The sequence below is a fragment of the Peptoniphilaceae bacterium AMB_02 genome (genome assembly GCA_036321625.1).
In the GTDB taxonomy this organism is placed as follows: Bacteria; Bacillota; Clostridia; order Tissierellales; family Peptoniphilaceae; genus Microaceticoccus; species Microaceticoccus formicicus.
Map to the genome: position 1 here is coordinate 2,137,093 of CP143259.1, position 16,823 is coordinate 2,153,915.

At 37.1% G+C, this 16,823-nt stretch carries 10 protein-coding genes, 1 tRNA gene and 1 other RNA gene; 5 read left to right on the forward strand and 7 right to left on the reverse strand.

Going from position 1 to position 16,823, the window contains the following annotated elements; all coding sequences use genetic code 11:
* Nucleotides 1–2: 2 nt before the first annotated feature.
* Nucleotides 3–338 carry a YbaB/EbfC family nucleoid-associated protein gene (locus VZL98_10145; GenBank protein WVH63049.1) on the reverse strand — a complete coding sequence of 112 codons (336 nt, stop codon included), beginning with the start codon at nucleotides 336–338 and terminating at the stop codon, nucleotides 3–5.
* Between the two features lie 29 nt (nucleotides 339–367).
* Nucleotides 368–2,155: a DNA polymerase III subunit gamma/tau gene (dnaX, locus tag VZL98_10150; GenBank protein WVH63050.1), complete on the reverse strand. Its 1,788-nt coding sequence runs from the start codon at nucleotides 2,153–2,155 to the stop codon at nucleotides 368–370.
* A gap of 397 nt (nucleotides 2,156–2,552) precedes the next feature.
* Between dnaX and VZL98_10155 the strand changes: the two genes are divergently transcribed.
* Nucleotides 2,553–3,878 carry a Na+/H+ antiporter NhaC family protein gene (locus tag VZL98_10155; protein WVH63051.1) on the forward strand — a complete coding sequence of 442 codons (1,326 nt, stop codon included), beginning with the start codon at nucleotides 2,553–2,555 and terminating at the stop codon, nucleotides 3,876–3,878.
* Nucleotides 3,879–3,921: 43 nt separating this feature from the next.
* Here VZL98_10155 and VZL98_10160 read toward each other — a convergent pair whose 3' ends face one another.
* The gene (locus VZL98_10160; GenBank protein ID WVH63052.1) at nucleotides 3,922–4,935 is read right to left on the reverse strand and encodes a PTS sugar transporter subunit IIC; all 1,014 of its coding nucleotides are present in this window, start codon (nucleotides 4,933–4,935) and stop codon (nucleotides 3,922–3,924) included.
* Between the two features lie 387 nt (nucleotides 4,936–5,322).
* On the opposite strand from VZL98_10160, the gene VZL98_10165 reads away from it, so the two are divergent.
* Nucleotides 5,323–5,413 (forward strand) — tRNA-Ser (locus VZL98_10165).
* A 1-nt stretch (nucleotide 5,414) separates the two neighbouring features.
* Nucleotides 5,415–5,680: signal recognition particle sRNA large type (gene ffs, locus VZL98_10170), an RNA gene on the forward strand.
* A gap of 375 nt (nucleotides 5,681–6,055) precedes the next feature.
* Here the strand turns inward: ffs and VZL98_10175 are convergent.
* Together VZL98_10175 and VZL98_10180 are read right to left on the reverse strand one after the other, a co-directional pair.
* On the reverse strand, nucleotides 6,056–7,129 hold the full coding sequence (locus VZL98_10175) for a cell wall-binding repeat-containing protein (GenBank protein ID WVH63053.1): 1,074 nt from the start codon (nucleotides 7,127–7,129) through the stop codon (nucleotides 6,056–6,058).
* 418 nt (nucleotides 7,130–7,547) lie between these two features.
* The gene (locus VZL98_10180) at nucleotides 7,548–7,682 is read right to left on the reverse strand and encodes a hypothetical protein (GenBank protein WVH63054.1); all 135 of its coding nucleotides are present in this window, start codon (nucleotides 7,680–7,682) and stop codon (nucleotides 7,548–7,550) included.
* Nucleotides 7,683–8,130: 448 nt separating this feature from the next.
* Between VZL98_10180 and VZL98_10185 the strand changes: the two genes are divergently transcribed.
* Together VZL98_10185 and VZL98_10190 are read left to right on the forward strand one after the other, a co-directional pair.
* On the forward strand, nucleotides 8,131–9,369 hold the full coding sequence (locus tag VZL98_10185) for a M24 family metallopeptidase (protein WVH63055.1): 1,239 nt from the start codon (nucleotides 8,131–8,133) through the stop codon (nucleotides 9,367–9,369).
* A 224-nt stretch (nucleotides 9,370–9,593) separates the two neighbouring features.
* Nucleotides 9,594–11,066, forward strand: coding sequence for a hypothetical protein (locus VZL98_10190; GenBank protein ID WVH63056.1), 1,473 nt, complete (start codon nucleotides 9,594–9,596; stop codon nucleotides 11,064–11,066).
* Between the two features lie 53 nt (nucleotides 11,067–11,119).
* Here the strand turns inward: VZL98_10190 and VZL98_10195 are convergent, their stop codons facing one another.
* Nucleotides 11,120–12,526, reverse strand: coding sequence for a sigma 54-interacting transcriptional regulator (locus VZL98_10195; GenBank protein WVH63057.1), 1,407 nt, complete (start codon nucleotides 12,524–12,526; stop codon nucleotides 11,120–11,122).
* Nucleotides 12,527–13,325: 799 nt separating this feature from the next.
* Nucleotides 13,326–16,823 carry a pyruvate:ferredoxin (flavodoxin) oxidoreductase gene (gene nifJ, locus VZL98_10200; protein WVH63058.1) on the reverse strand — a complete coding sequence of 1,166 codons (3,498 nt, stop codon included), beginning with the start codon at nucleotides 16,821–16,823 and terminating at the stop codon, nucleotides 13,326–13,328.

Genomic DNA, 16,823 nt, shown 5'->3' on the forward strand with positions numbered 1-16,823 from the left:
ATTTAGAATCCTGGAATATTAAGACCACCGGTGAACTTGCTCATCTCTTTTTCTGATATCTCGGTAATCTCTCTAAGTGCTTCATTTACAGCTGCAACAATCATATCTTCAACCATCTCAGCATCTTCAGGATCTAGTATTTCCGGATTTATTTTAATGCTCACAAGTTCTTTCTTCCCATTTACAGTAGCCTCTACCATACCGCCACCTGAGCTGGCAGAAATTTCTTTCTCCTCCAGCATCTTTTGAGTTTCTTCCAATTGTTTTTGCATCTTTTGCATTTGTTTCATCATATTGCCCATATTTCCTCCACCACGTGGAAATCCGCCTCTTGCCATAATATCCTCCTTTAATTTTGTCTTTTTCTTTAAATTTTTTCTACATTGTCTTTACCGAATAAATCTACAATCAGTTGAAAAGTCTCGTCTATTTCCTCTTCAGACTTGTCTTCTAAATTCGATTCGGTAGTTATAATAATTTCATAATTTTTATTGTAATACTTATTAAGCCCTTCTTTTAATTCATCCTTTAAGGATTCAGCCTTTTTATAAGCTATCGTTTGATCCTTTGGTAGATAAAGCGTTAATTTATTTTTAGAAACATCTATAGGTTTAAGATCATTTATCCAAAACTCCCAAAATGGATTTGCCTTTGTTACTGTAGATACGAAACTATTCCAACCTTCGATTACTGTTTCGAGTTCTTCGCTGGTTGGGTTTAAAGCTTCAGCCTTCGTCTCGGGCTTTTCTCCATCTTCCTTTAATTCAGGAATCACTATAGCTTCCGGTTTTTCTACTGCGCTCGGTTCAGTTGGTTTGGTTTCGGCCTTAGAATCTGAATCAGTTTTAGCTTCTTTTATAGTCTCAGGCTTAGGCTCAGTTTTAGCTTCTGTTTTGGTCTCCTGCTCTATAAGCTCTTTCTTCAGTTCAGTCAAAGTAGCCTTATTCTCCGATTTACTAGGTACGGTAGGCTTATTTTCTCCTGCATCTGAACTTACATAAGTTATTCGTCCACCTTTTTTCAGTTCAGAAATCTCCTTTTCAAGCTTTTCAATTCTTGAAAGCAAATTCTTGCGATCAACTTGTTCAATTAGTTTTACTATAGTTATTTGCGAAATAATTTTAGTAAGCTCGCTTTTTCTCATTTGTGAAGATGCATCTAAAATAATTTCTATAGAATCTACAATTCTGGACAATTCTATTTTTTTAGATTGCTGAGAGTATTTATTTATAGACTCATCATCATATCCGGTAAGTCTACCTGGAACAGTTTTTGATAGTAAAAGATTCCTATAATGCTCTAAAAGCGACGAGATAAACTCACCCGAATCTATGCCCGAATCAAAAATTAATTCCAAAGTCGAAAGTGACTCAATTTCATTCTCGTTTATTATATTTTCAACAAGTTCAAAAACAGTATCCGACTTGACAGTTCCGATAATGGAAGATACCAAATCCGAACTGATATGGTCTTCAGATGATGCGAGCACCTGATCCAAAATACTATGAGCATCTCTCATGGCTCCATCTGCAGACCTTGCAATCATTTCAATCGCTTCGTCATCTATTTTTATATTTAAATCTTCAGTTATAAGCTTGATACTCTTTGAAATACCTGCTCTGTCAATCCTGTTGAAGTCAAACCTCTGACATCTTGAAAGAATAGTTTGAGGTACCTTCTCCAGCTCAGTTGTTGCGAGTATAAAAATCAGATGTGAAGGTGGTTCTTCCATGATTTTCAGGAGTGCATTAAAACCCTCATTGGTAATCATATGCGCCTCATCTATTATATACACTTTGTACTTTAAAAGTGCAGGCGGATATATTACTTTATCTCTTAAATCTCTAATATCATCGATTCTTCTATTTGATGCAGCATCCATCTCCACTACATCCATCGTAGTCTCGTTTAAAATGGATTTACAATTCGCACATTCATTGCAAGGGTTTCCGTCTTTGGGATTCAAACAATTCACTGCTCTGGCTAAGATTTTAGCACAGCTGGTTTTACCAGTTCCTCTTGTTCCGGAAAAAATATAAGCGTGTCCAAGTTGCTTATTCATAACTTGATTCTTTAAAACACCGACTATCTCCGACTGACTAATGACTTCATCAAAAGTCTTAGGTCTATATTTTCTATAAATAGCTTGATACAACTTAGCACCTCCCTCATCCTTTATAAGTATATCATATTAGAAATTAAATATGAACAACATCTCTCTATCATGGTAGAGAGGTCTATGAAATCGTTATCAGCATTCGGTAATGATGTTTCTGTAATTCAGTTATTATCTAATTTAATATGTTTTAACAATACAATTATTTGTATTATTATTTAGTATTGTTCATTGAAAAACTTATTTCTTAAAATACAAAATGTTTGATTATGTCTAATTCATCGCATTTGTATTTTAAGCTGTCGATTTTATTTAATATTCTTTATACTTTTTTACCTTATTTAAAAAACTTAAATTCTTTGTGGAATTTTTTGTAATCTTATGATAGAATAAAGAAAACGTATCCACATACGTTAAAATTTAAGGAGGTTATTATATGTTAACTAATCCAGTAGTTGTTTCCGTAGTAGTTATGACAGTACTTGCATTATTAAAAGTAAACATCTTGATTGCAATATTTATAGCAGCAATCGTAGCAGGTTTAACAGCGGGAATGCCTATATTTACAACTATGTCCACACTAATAGGTGGAATGGGCGGAAACTCAGAAACGGCACTTTCATACATAATGCTTGGTGCCTTGGCAACGGCAATAAGCCATACGGGAATTGCAGATTTCTTAATCAAGGGAATGAGTAATGCGTTTGCAGATAGAAAGAAATTATTCGTATTGATAATCGCAGCTATCGCATCTCTATCACAAAACTTATTACCTGTACACATTGCATTTATTCCAATTCTTATCCCACCTCTTCTAGGTCTTATGAATAAGATGAAAGTTGACAGAAGAGCGGTGGCTTGTGCGCTAACATTTGGTCTTAAGTTCCCATATGTTGTTCTATCCGTTGGATTTGGAGCCATCTTCCACAAAATCATAATAGCTGGTTTGGTCGATAATGGTGTTGAAGCAAACATATCACAGGTTATGCCTGCAATGATAATTCCGGGTTTAGGTATGGTTGTCGGTCTGATAATCGCAATATTCTTCACTTATAGAAAAGACAGAACATATGCTGATAAACCTGTTGGTGGCGTGGATGCAGTTCCTGAAACACATTCTACCAAATTTACAATGGCACATTGGGGTGCATTGGCAGGAGCAGTAGTTGCATTTGCAATTCAAATCATATTCGTTAAAATGGACTGGGGCGGAGGACTTCCTCTTGGAGCACTTGCAGCACTAATCGTAATGATGTTATTCAGATCATTCACTTTCAAAGATATGGATGATATGATGAACGGTGGTATTAAACTGATGGGCTTTATAGCATTTGTAATGCTTATAGCAGCAGGATATGGAGCTGTACTTAGAGAAACAGGCGCTGTAAAAGAGCTAGTTGAAGCATCTGCAAGTATTTTAGGTGGTAGTAAATTAATATCAGCATTCGTAATGCTATTAATTGGATTGCTTGTAACTATGGGTATCGGATCTTCATTCAGTACAATTCCAATTATCGCAACACTATTTGTTCCACTTGGTGTTGAACTGGGATTCTCACCTGCAGCAATTATCGCACTTGTAGGAACAGCAGGAGCACTTGGAGATGCAGGATCACCGGCATCTGACTCTACACTTGGACCTACATCAGGACTTAATGCAGATGGACAACACGATCATATTTGGGATACATGTGTACCGACATTCATACACTTCAATATTCCACTTATAATCTTCGGTGTTATAGCCGCATTGATATTGTAATAAAAATAATCCGGTTGCATATCGCAACCGGATTTTTATTTTCTTAAGATTCAAGCTTCATATCTCCAAATGCTATCATCCCTTTTTTCCTCATATATTCAGATACTATAAACGATATAACAGCAGGTCCAATAAAATGAAGCACTGCAATTTTTATTATTACATCAGGTGAACTTCCCATTGTATCGACCATTGCAAACTGTCCAACAAGTCCACTTGTACCCATCCCTGCTCCTATACTGATGGACTCCATCTTAAATACAACCGTTGAAACCGGTCCGAGAACTGCCGATGAAATAATTGCCGGTAGCCAGATAATCGGTTTTTTTATGATATTGGGAACCTGAAGCATACTCGTACCGATTCCTTGAGCCAATAATCCTCCAAACTTATTCTCTCTATAAGAAGCTATTGCAAAACCTATCATATTTGCACAGCATCCCACCGTAGCAGCACCAGCTGCCAAACCACTCAGATTTAGAGATATTGCAATTGCTGCCGAAGAAATCGGTAGTGTCAATATCATCCCCATCAATACAGAAACTGCAATCCCCATTGGAATCGGCTTAAGTTCTGTTGCCTTATTGATTATTTGTCCCAAACCATTCATAACCTCACTCATAATAGGTGAAATGAAATAACCTGCCAAGCCTCCGACAATAATCGTTGCAAATGGTACTAAAACTATATCGACTTTAGTTTTTCCGGAAATAAATTTACCTACTTCTGCAGCTATAAGCGCAGCTATAAATGCACCTACGGGCTCACCAATACCTGCCATAAATGCTCCTTCAGCAGTTACACTGACAGTTCCAGCTCCTATCGCACCTACGGCAGCTGAACTCATTACGACAAGTGGTTGAGCTCCTATTATGTACGCAACACCTACACCAATTGCAGGTCCCATCATTCGCTGAGCCACATTCCCTATAGTTATTAATAACTCAAAATCTAAAAGAACACCTACTTGTTTGATAATCAAACCGATTAATAGCGACGAGAACAGTCCCCATGCCATACCGTTTAAAACTTTTGTAATATAACTTCTTACTCTCATTTTACTCCCTCCCAACTTTACATAACTCATATTGTAACACAGATTATACAATAGATAAATTATATTTTTGATTTTTTTGTCATTAAATTGGAATTTCCTTTCAATTTACCATACTAATTCAAGAAATTTTATTGATTCCCATTAAAAACCTTAAATTTAAACATTTATTATAAGTTTTATACTATGTCATCCTCCACAATTATATAGCTATTTTAAAATAAAATCCATGATATTTAATCGAATAGTAAAAAGTATCTCGTAACTAAATTTTTTATAATTTATATAAATCCCATTCCCTATTTTTAGTCATTCTCAATACTGACATCGATTCTCCAGCTTGACAGTATGAGCTATTTCTACTATAATAATATTTCGTAAACCTTTTATGGAGAGTTGGCCGAGTGGTCGAAGGCGCACGACTGGAAATCGTGTAAACGTTCAAAGCGTTTCGAGGGTTCAAATCCCTTGCTCTCCGCCATCCGTACTAGATGGGGAACTAGCGGTGCCCTGTAACCTGCAATCCGCTACAGCAGGATCGATGCCCGGTCTCGACTAATAAGCGTTTCGGTCTGCCCTGGGAAAGTGGTGTTGACGAATGGGTCTTACGCAACAGGAATCTATGAACCTCGTCAGGTCCGGGAGGAAGCAGCGATAAGTAGACACTCTTGTGTGCCGTGAGGTCGCCTGTTTCGAGCTAACTCCCCAGGTTACGCGGGGTTCTTATTTGGCAAAACCGGGTGTACGGTACATATTAAATAACAAGACAAAACCGAGAAATATACATTTCTCGGTTTTGTCTTTCCCCAGTATTCCAACGTTAAAACGGGGTCAGGCTTCTATTTCTACTATTTTTTGTATGAATATACCATCATTTACAACGTCTGTTTTAATCGTGATCTATATTATAGCCATTATGCCTATTATATATTATACACGCATAGGTATATGTATGCAAAAAATAAAATAATAAAGGCCTGACCCCCTTTTTTTAGAGTAAAATGCTTATATTTAAGTTTGGTATATTTTTATGTTATAAATTAATTAAACCAAAAAAGGGCCTATCATCAAGACAGGTCCTTTTGGATTTAAGGAGCTATTTTGCGATAGTCCCTTTAATTTCTTATTTTATTTTTAAGTCGAGAGCATTGTAAATAGATGCTGAAATCGAATTATTTCCACCTAGTACAATTATATTAGATGGTTTCACAGAATTCAAATACGCATCAACTGCCGGAGATAGTGATTTAGAATCGGATAATAGTATGGTTCCACCGTATTTAGCTGCAAGTGGTGCACCTACTAGTGAATCAGGGAAATCATATCCATAAGCTACTATAAATACCTTATTATTAGGGAATAATTTTTTAGAAACTTCAATTCCCGTATCTATTCTGTCACGTCCACTAATTCTTGAAACAGTAACTCCGTTTTGTCTAAGTTTATCTCCTATGGGGCCGCTAACTGAATTGGAGCCACCTATTATTATTACTTCAGAAGCAGAATTTAATCTCTTTTCAGTTTTAGCATCCAAAGTCTTTCCGTCTGTCAACATTATCGGAATCTTGGTCAGTGCAGAATAAGCTGAAACTGATAGAGCATCAGCAAACACATTTCCATTGGCAAGTATGAATCGATTCTTGTTTCCGGTTCTGTCAGCAATCAAATTGGCAGTCTCGTATCTATTCTGACCGGCAATCCTAACTGCACTAATTTTGCCAACACCGTCACCACCTAGTGCAATGATTTCATTCATAACATTTTGAGAAATAACACCGGCTCCACCAATTATATAAACGCTATTTGCTTTCAATCTAAGTATCTCTGTTTTGACTTCAGGATTTAGTGCATCTCTACCATTTAACAGTATCGGAATGTATGAATCCCCTCTCCTACTAAATGATGCTGCAACCAACGCATCTGCAAAATTTGTAGACGAAGCAATGATTACCTCATTTGACTTGTCTACCAGTTCCTTGCTTACCCTGGTAGCAGTTGTAATTCTATTAGTACCAAAAAGTCTTTGAATAGTTCTTGGAACAGGCGGATATACAGGTGCTTCCGGTTTTGTAGGGTCTTTTGGTTCAACCGGTTTCGGCAAATCAGGCTTTAAAAGCTCTTTTGGAATTTCCGGCTTAACATTTGGTCCAGGTATTGGATCTACACCATCAACTAGTGCAGTTGTTAGATCATACATCATGATGGCCGTTTCCCAACCATATGTCTTGCTCGGAGCCCATTTTGCTCCTAAATCTTCAACATATGGAGCTTTCCCGTATATTGACGGAAAATGTCTTGGGTCCGGAGTCTTATCTGCATCATAAGGAAAATCAGGATGTCCGGCATAAAGAGCTAGATGATGAACTTGAGCAGTAATGCCCTCGTTCCAATCCTTAAACTTTTTATGAGCTTGTTTATCAGTATCTGATCCTCCAACAGTTATCTTCAGTCCACAAGGATTAAAGTGATCCTTAGATACTACTCCTGTAAACTTAAAAAAGTTAGTTTCCTTAGCAGACTGAGCATAAGTTACAGCAGGATCAATTCCATACTTTACGGATATATCATAGAATGTCTTAGCTTCCTTGATAAAATCAAGATCAGCCTTCTTAGCTTTAGCCCATGCTTCCCATCTGTTTTACAGTTGTAGTAGGTTTGCCAATAATAGGAGTTTTAGCCTCGTCTGCCATAACCGGAACTGCTCCCAGTAATAGCATCAACGCAAGCATTATACTAAAAATTCTCTTCAAATTATCACCTCATTTAGATTGTCCCACACTTCCACATCCTCCCAAACGAAAAACTGTGGGAATTTTCATCTGCCGGCGAATAAACCGGCTGTATCATGCAAAATCCAAGTTTCAATTTCACATAAGATTGTGAAAATCATCAAATAGATAATGTTTATTTGATAATTTTCTCTAGTCTTCCCTATATTATATCTAAATTGCACTTATGTGGCAAACCTAGTTCAGCTTAATAGAGCTTAACTGTTTTGAACAAAACACTTGTAAAAATATTTTTACAAACAAAGCAAATCTTTTTGCTATAGCAAAATATTTTTACATTAATTAGACTTTTCTAAAAATTGCTTCCTAAAGGATAAATCTGCATTTTTAGCCATTCAAGTGTTAATTTATTTTTGGCACCCTAATTGCTTTATACTAAGACAAGAAAAATTTGAAAGGAGATATTGATATGGTACAACAAGTTTCTGATCTTGAAAGAATTAAATATTTGGAAAATGGAGAAAAGGCAAAACCAGTATTTTCCAAGGAGGAAATGGGTAATAGAGTTGATAAATTAAGAGCATATATGGCCGAAAAAGATATAGATGCAATATTATTTAACTCTTATCAAAATATCTGTTATTACAGTGAGTATCTATATACAGCTTTCGGTAGACATTATGGTTTAGTTGTAACCCAGGATAAACACGTAACTGTCTCCGCTAATATTGACGGAGGTATGCCTTGGAGAAGAAGTTATCAAGATAATATAGTTTATACCGACTGGAAGAGAGATAATTACTACTATGCAGTTAAAACTATCCTCGATGAAGCCGGAATAAAAAAAGGTCGCTTGGGAATTGAATTTGACGAAGTGAGTCTGGAGTTTAGAGACCTTATACAAGCTGCATTTCCTGATTTTGAACTAGTAAATGTAGCGTATGATGTAATGAAATTCAGGATGATAAAGTCTCAGGAAGAAATCGATTTTATAAAAGCCGGTGCACATGTCTGTGATATTGGTGGCTATGCTGTAGTAGATGCAATAGTTGAAGGTGTACCTGAGTACGAAGTGGCTTTGGCAGGTACTCAAGCTATGACTAGAAAAATCGCAGAACTATATCCTCAAGTAGATCTAAGGGATACTTGGATTTGGTTCCAATCAGGTGTCAATACAGATGGTGCACATAACTGGGCAACTACTAAAAAAGTACAAAAAGGCGAAATCTTAAGTCATAACTCCTTCTCGATGATAGCAGGGTATTATACAGCACTGGAAAGAACTATGTTCCTAGACCATGTCGACGATGCCTCTCTTAAACTTTGGGAAATAAACGTAGAAGTCCATGAAAGAGGACTTGAGCTTATAAAACCGGGAGTTCGTTGTATGGATATATGTGCAGAACTAAATGATATATTTAGAAAATACGGACTTTTGGCAAACAGATCGTTTGGTTATGGACATTCTTTCGGTGTTCTATCACATTATTACGGAAGAGAAGCCGGACTTGAATTAAGAGAAGATATAGAAACAGTATTAGAACCGGGAATGGTCATTTCTATGGAACCAATGATTATGATACCGGAAGGACAACCGGGAGCAGGAGGATATAGGGAGCATGACATCCTTGTAATTAACTACGACGGTACTGTTGAAAATATTACGAAGTTCCCTTATGGTCCAAAACACAATATTATCAAAAAGTAGTTATATTGATTAATAGCCGGATAGGTATATGAAGGATCTCTCTTCAAAAGAATAAACTGTGGATAATGAATATCGATTAAAAACACTATCCGGCTTTTCCTTATTAGGAGGTAAGGTATGAAGACTTGGGTTATTATGATGGGCTTACAGGCACTTACTACCATTATTTCATTAGTGGCAATTCTTATCTATATGCGAAAGCCCGAAGAGGAAGGTGATAGTTAATGGACTTGAGAATTTGGTCAATTATTATGTTTGTAAGCTTTCTACTTATTATGGGTGTTTTAGCTATTCGATCTGGAAAAGTTAATTTAGAAGGCGATGGAAATCTGGATGAGGAGTATTACCTTGGTGGTAGAGGAACAGGTCCGATATTATTAGCATTTTCTTATGTTACCGGATCGGTTTCAGCAGCTGCTTTTATGGGTGAACCGGGTATGATGAGTCAAATTGGATGGCCATACTACTGGATTGTAATATCAATAATCCCTGGAATGATCTTCCCGGCAATACTACTAATGAAAAAACTTAGAAAACACTCAGAAGAATTAGGCTCACTAACAATTCCACAATATTTAGGACAGTCCTATGATTCAGACGCTTTGAGGGTTATCATAGCTTTGTTTATAAGTATTTTCTATATTTTCCCATTAGTTGCTCAGTTTAAAGGAGCAGCAATACTACTAGAACAATTTACAAATATCCCATTCGTTTGGGGAGTACTTATCTTCACAGGATTAATTGCGATATACTGTGCAACAGGTGGTTTAAGATCAGCAATTTGGACATCTGTTATACAAGGTGTTCCGATGTTTTTTATAGCGATAGCTCTCGTGTGGTTGTCATTAAAAGTTGTAGGTGGTTTTAATGGAATTGAAGCGAGTTTAGCAGAAATAAATCCCAGCATGCTCAATATAGTTCAGGAAAGAGCACCCGGAGCGATGTTTCCAATAGAGGGTGTCATCGGAGTCTTTGCTTACTGGTTAATAATGTTTGTCGCTCAGCCATATCTATGTTCGAGGTTCATGAGCATAAAGGATACAAAACCAAAAACCATTGGTATTTTCCTAATAACTACCTTGATATTGACAATAGTATATAATACATTGTATTTATCCGGTCTTGCAGGACGAATTATCTATCCTAACATAGAAGGTGACTATATCACATCTCAGCTTGCAATAGACTATCTACCTACCTTTTTTGCAGCTTTTATGATGATTGGTATCTTTGGAGCAATGATGTCTACGACTCAATCAATGATACTTGTAATCGCACAAGCCATTGCAAATGACATCTACCTTAAGACGATTAATCCAAAAGCAAGCGATAAAACCGTTGTAAACCTGACTAGACTCGCAATATTTGCTGTATCAGGTGTTTGCTTCATACTTACCGTTGTTAGGACACCTAAGTTCTTGTCGGTATTTTTCTACTTAGGATTAAGTGGTATTGGAGCCTGTATTGCCGTACCGTTAATTGCGGTGATTCTATGGAGTAAAGCTAAAAAACAAGGAGCTCTTGCAGCAGCAATAGTGGGACCGATTGCATATACAATTTTCAATCAATTTATGCATATTAATTTATGGTTCTCCTCTTTTCTCGCAGTAATTATATCCGGTATACTGTTAATTAGTATATCTCTATATATAAACGCAAAAGAAAACAATGTAAAAACTGCAGAACTATTAGAATAACAAAAGAGTATAGATAAAAAAACCTGAATGCCAGATTTTATTACATTCAGGTTTTAAATATTCAGTTTTCTTATTCTATAAGTCAAAGTTTGCCTACTTAAACCCAATTCCTTAGCAGTCTTTGCAACATTTCCGTTATTGGAGTTCAATTTTTCTATAATTATTTTTCTTTCTATATCACCTAAATAATCATCTATTTTAATCGTATCAGGAACTTTAATTTCACTCTTAGAGAGTATACTATTGACTCCATCTGAGACCTTTTCTGTTAAAAAATGAGGTAAATCGCTATATCTGATCATTCTATTATCGTTGGCCATTATGCAGCTATGTTCTACGGCATGTTCTAACTCCCTTACATTACCCGGCCAATTATAGGCTTTAAAAACCTCTATAACCTCGTTCTCAAATCCTGGAATCTTTTTGTGGTATTTTTCATTATGAACATTAATAAAGTTGTCCAATAATACCAGTATATCTTCTCTTCTTTCTCTAAGTGGAGGGATGATTACTGAAACAACTCCCAATCTATAGTATAAATCTCTCCTTAAGAGGTTTTTTTCAATCGCTTCCATAGGATGGATATTCAAAGCTGAAAGTATTCTAAATGTAATCTTTTCTTCTTTTGTTTCACCGACTCTTCTGATTTTTCCGGTTTCTACTGCTCTTAAAATCTTCGCTTGTAAATCTAAACTCATCGAGTTTAATTCATCCAAAAACAAAGTCCCATCCTTTGCTTCCTCAAATAGACCCGTCGTATTCTCAGCCCCTGTAAAAGCCCCTTTTGATGTTCCGAATAAAAGAGATTCAAGTAAATTATCGGGGATTGCAGCACAATTAATTGGTACAAACCTCCCCTTTGCTCCACTTGCATTATGTATACTTTGAGCAAATAATTCTTTGCCTGTTCCTGTTTCACCGTATATCAATACATTTGATTTGGTTTCTGCTGCAGTTTTTGCATTGTTAATTGCATTTAAAAAATTTTCATCATTTCCTATCAAATCTTCGAAATGGAATACCGGTTTTTCTTTTATCTCTTCAATCGCTTTAGGTTCATGTCTGTGAAAGACATCCATAATCTTATAAAACTTGGAAATATCTTTAGTAATAGTGATAACTCCAACCATATGATCTTCTTGTATTAAAGGATAGGATGAGGATATGGTAAGAACATTCTTGCCGAAAATTGTCGTATAATTTTGGACCATATTTTCTACAGCTCGACCACTTTTTAAACATTCCATCGTAGCACTATTGTATCTCTCAGAAACATAGACATGATCAATTGTCTTGCCAATCACGTCCTCACGTTTTACACCATCAAGTATTTCAGATGCTTCATTAAATAGGAGAATCCTTTTGTCCATATCTACAACTAGGATGCAATCATCTATAAGGTCAAACATCTGGACATAAGCATCCGCAAACTCCATATTAACTACATTTATATAATTCATATTCATACCTCTTCTGTCGTTAAAACAATCCTATAACTCAGGATGGATAGATAAAATCCACACATATTTCCAACAAATACTATACTGATTGATTATTCCCTACTATAATATCTTTAATGCTTCAAATTCTGAATATCCTAGTTCGAGCAATCCTACATTTTATTATATCATATTAATTTAATCAGTTATATTTATTTGTTTCAAAAAATAGAACATAGTAGCGACATAGAAATGTCGCTTTTTTCTTTTAAAGGCTCCATTTGACGACGGAGCTGTCAACTGGCTTGACTGAGGGAGAGATATACAAAGAAGCATTTGGAAAATTCAACTTTTATATTTTAAACTCACTACGAATTCTACACCACTACATAACTCCTCAATTAAGACCATGAAAGAGGTAGAAGAAGTGCCATCACTTCCACGTTTGTTTCCATGACTAATTTAATTATATACATTTTTAACCGGAGGTATTTCAATGTGGCTAAGGTAATTGCAGCCTAGGCTTTTCTCTCCCTCCGAATTTGTTTCACAAATCCACCTCCCTCGTCAGAGGGAGGCTCTCAAAGAGTTCACAATTATACCATGAAAAGGTAGAGGCAAAAATGGAGCTAGAGGCAGCTCCTCTACCTTTAAGTAAAAGTAATTGCTACCTAAGTTTTCTGTCGCTCAGAGTCGTTTTCGCGACCCACCTCGTCAGATGGAGGCTCTCAAAGAGCTCAATATTAACAGTGGTAAGTGATTAATTTCAAGTATTGTAATTTACTTTGCTAACAGTTAAAGAGCCGTCGCCGGCTCTTTTTTACTGGTTTTCTTCCATTGATTTGTATTTCTTATATCTTTTTACTGCGCATTCTCTTCCCTTTCTAAATAGTTCTTCGGCGTTTTCGGGGAAGGTACGTCTTAGTGAAGCGTATCTGGTTTCTCCGCTTAGGAACTCTTCGAAGTCCAAGGTCGGTTCTTTTGAGTCTATCTTAAGTGGTTTCTCCTCTTCAGGATTATATCTGTAAAGAATCCAGTAGCCGGAGTCCACCGCTCTTTTCATTTCAGTTTGGACTTTGTCCATACCTAGTCTAAGTCCATGAGCAATACATGGAGCATATGCGATAATGACAGAGGGTCCTTTGTAATTCACAGCTTCTTTCATAGCTTTTAGTAATTGATTGTAATCTGCTCCCATGGAAACTTGCGCAATGTATGCATTGCCATAAGTCATAAGCATTGCCGCAAGATCCTTCTTAGGACTTTCCTTACCGGAGGACGCAAATTGAGCAACGGCTCCGATTGGAGTGGCTTTTGAACTCTGACCACCGGTATTAGAATAGACTTCAGTGTCCACGATTAGAACATTGATATCTACACCGCTTGCCACTACATGATCAAGTCCTCCAAAGCCTATATCGTAAGCCCATCCGTCTCCACCAAACATCCAAAAGCTTTTCTTTGCTAATTGATCTTTGTATTTTAAAATATTCAGTGCGTCTTCTGAACCGTTCTTTTCGAGTGCATGTATTAATTCGTCGCTTAGTCTTCTCGAATTGTCAAAATCTTCATAAGCTTCAATCCAAGCACCTCCTGCTGCTTTTAGTTCTAAATCCTCTGTACTCTCTGTGAGTTTTTCAACTCTAATCTTCTGTGCCTCTCTCTGTTTTCCTACTGATAAGAGCATTCCTAAACTGAACTCGGCATTGTTTTCAAAGAGCGAGTTAGACCATGCAGGTCCATGTCCTCTTTCATTTGTAGTATATGGAATTCCGGGCATCGCCGATCCCCAAGCTTGACTGCATCCCGTTGCATTCGCCCAGTAAATTCTGTCTCCAAATAACTGAGTTAATAATTTTGCATATGGAGTCTCCCCACATCCGGCACATGCTGCCGAGAATTCCAATAGAGGCTGCCTAAACTGTGAACCCTTGATACTATATGGATTAAATAAATCCCCTTTATTCTTAACAGTTTGAACATAGTTCCAAGGAATTAACTTCTCTTCATTCAAGTCGGCCGGAACCATTTCAAGTGCTTTTTCTTTTGCAGGACATGAATGTGCACAAGAGCCGCATCCCGTACAATCATATGCTGATACTTGTAATGTATAATTAAGCCCCTTTGCGCTGGACCCTACCGCCGGAATATATTCAATAGAAGCTGGTGCATTGGAACTTTCTTCATCGTCTAATAAATACGGTCTTATTGCTGCATGAGGACATACCATAGAGCATCTATTACACTGGATGCAATTCTCCGGTATCCATTTAGGTATATGAGTTGCAATACCACGTTTTTCATAAGCGGTTAAACCCATTTCGAACCTTCCATCCTCATAGCCTTTAAATGCACTAACAGGCATATCGTCTCCTTTTTGTCTATTTAAAGGTATGAGCATTTTATCTACTATCTCGGGGTTGTGGCTTGGTGACTCACTTGCTTCTATATTTTTAATATCATTTTCAGAAAATTCTATCTTTACAATTTCAGAAATTCCTGCATCTACAGCAGCACAGTTTTTATTAACAACTTCATCTCCCTTGCTGAAATAGGTCTTTTTAATTGCATCTTTTATCTCTTTGGTTGCAAGCTCTATGGGAATTATCTCCATTAGAGCAAAGAAAGCAGCTTGTAGGACAGTATTTATAAACCCGCCAAGACCAAGCTTTTCCGCTATCTCAACCGCATTGATGGAATAAACAGAAATTTCTTTATCTATAATCCTTCTTTTTTCCTCTTCGGAGAGTTTTGATTTCAATTCTTCAGGACTCATGCCGGTATTAAATAGAAGAGTTCCACCATCCTTTACATCATCGACAATATCGTATTGTCCTATATAGGATTGATTATGACAAGCGACAAAGTCGGCACTCTTTACATAGTATGATCCTCTGATTTTATTCTTACTGAATTTAAGATGTGACTTTGTGACTCCATAGGATTTCTTTGCATCAAATTCAAAATAAGCTTGTGCATATAAATCCGTGGTCTCGTTTATTATTTGAACGGTATTTTTATTTGCTCCGACCGTTCCATCACCGCCAAGCCCCCAAAACTTACAACTTACCATATCTGGATCCAGTGCAGCTTTAAGCTCAACTGATTCCAGTGATTTATTGCTTACATCGTCAATTATTCCAATTGTAAAGTCTCTTTTGGGATTATCCTCCATAAGATTTTTATAAGCCGCGATTATCTGTCCGGGGTCAGTGTCTTTTGAGCTAAGACCGTATCTGCCCCCGATTATATACATGTCTTTTTCAAGATTGTTAAAAGCTGTACATACATCACTGTAAAGGGATTCTCCTCCTGCTCCCATCTCTTTGTATCTGTCCAGTACCGCAATTCTCTTTACGGTCTTAGGTATGGCATCTATAAGATGTTTTGCAGAAAAAGGTCTAAATAGATGTACCTGAACAAATCCCACCTTTTGTCCAAGATTATTGAGATAATCGACCGCCTCTTCTATGGCTCCGGAAGCTGACCCCATGGCTATAAGTATATATTCAGCATCCTCACTTCCATAATAGTTAAACAATTTATATTCTCTACCGGTAATTTTAAAAATCCTGTCCATATAGGACTGAACTATATCCGGTAAATCATCGTAAAAGGCATTATTCGCCTCTCTGATTTGAAAATAGATATCAGGATTTTGAACTGTCGCTCTAATCTTTGGTCTTTCAGGATTTAAGCTTGAATTTCTAAATTCTTCGAGTGCTTCCCAGTCCAACATTTCCCTAAGTTCAGAATCTTCCATCAATTCAATTTTTGCAAGCTCATGAGATGTCCTAAATCCATCAAAAAAATGCATAAAGGGAATCCGTCCGCTTAAACTGGATAGATGTGCGATTGCCGCCATATCAGCAGCTTCTTGTACCGAGCCGCTTGATAGCATTGCATATCCGGTCTGTTTACAATTCATGACATCCGAGTGATCCCCGAAAATACTCAAGGCATGAGTACCTACAGTTCTGGACGCAATATGGATGACTCCGGGTAGTCTCTCCCCTGATATCCTGTGCATTACAGGAATCATTAGTAGTAGTCCTTGGCTCGAAGTATATGTCGTTGCAAGAGCTCCCGTTTGCAGTGCACCATGTACGGTTGCAATTGCTCCGGCTTCAGACTGCATCTCAACCAAGCTCACTTCTTGACCAAATAAGTTTTTCCTTCCTCTTGCAGACCAGCTGTCTGTATGCCCCGCCATCGGGGATGAAGGTGTGATCGGGTAAATCGCAGCAACTTCCGTAAATCTATACGCTATTTCCGCTGCTGCTTCGTTCCCATCCATAGTTACTGTTTTTCTCACCAT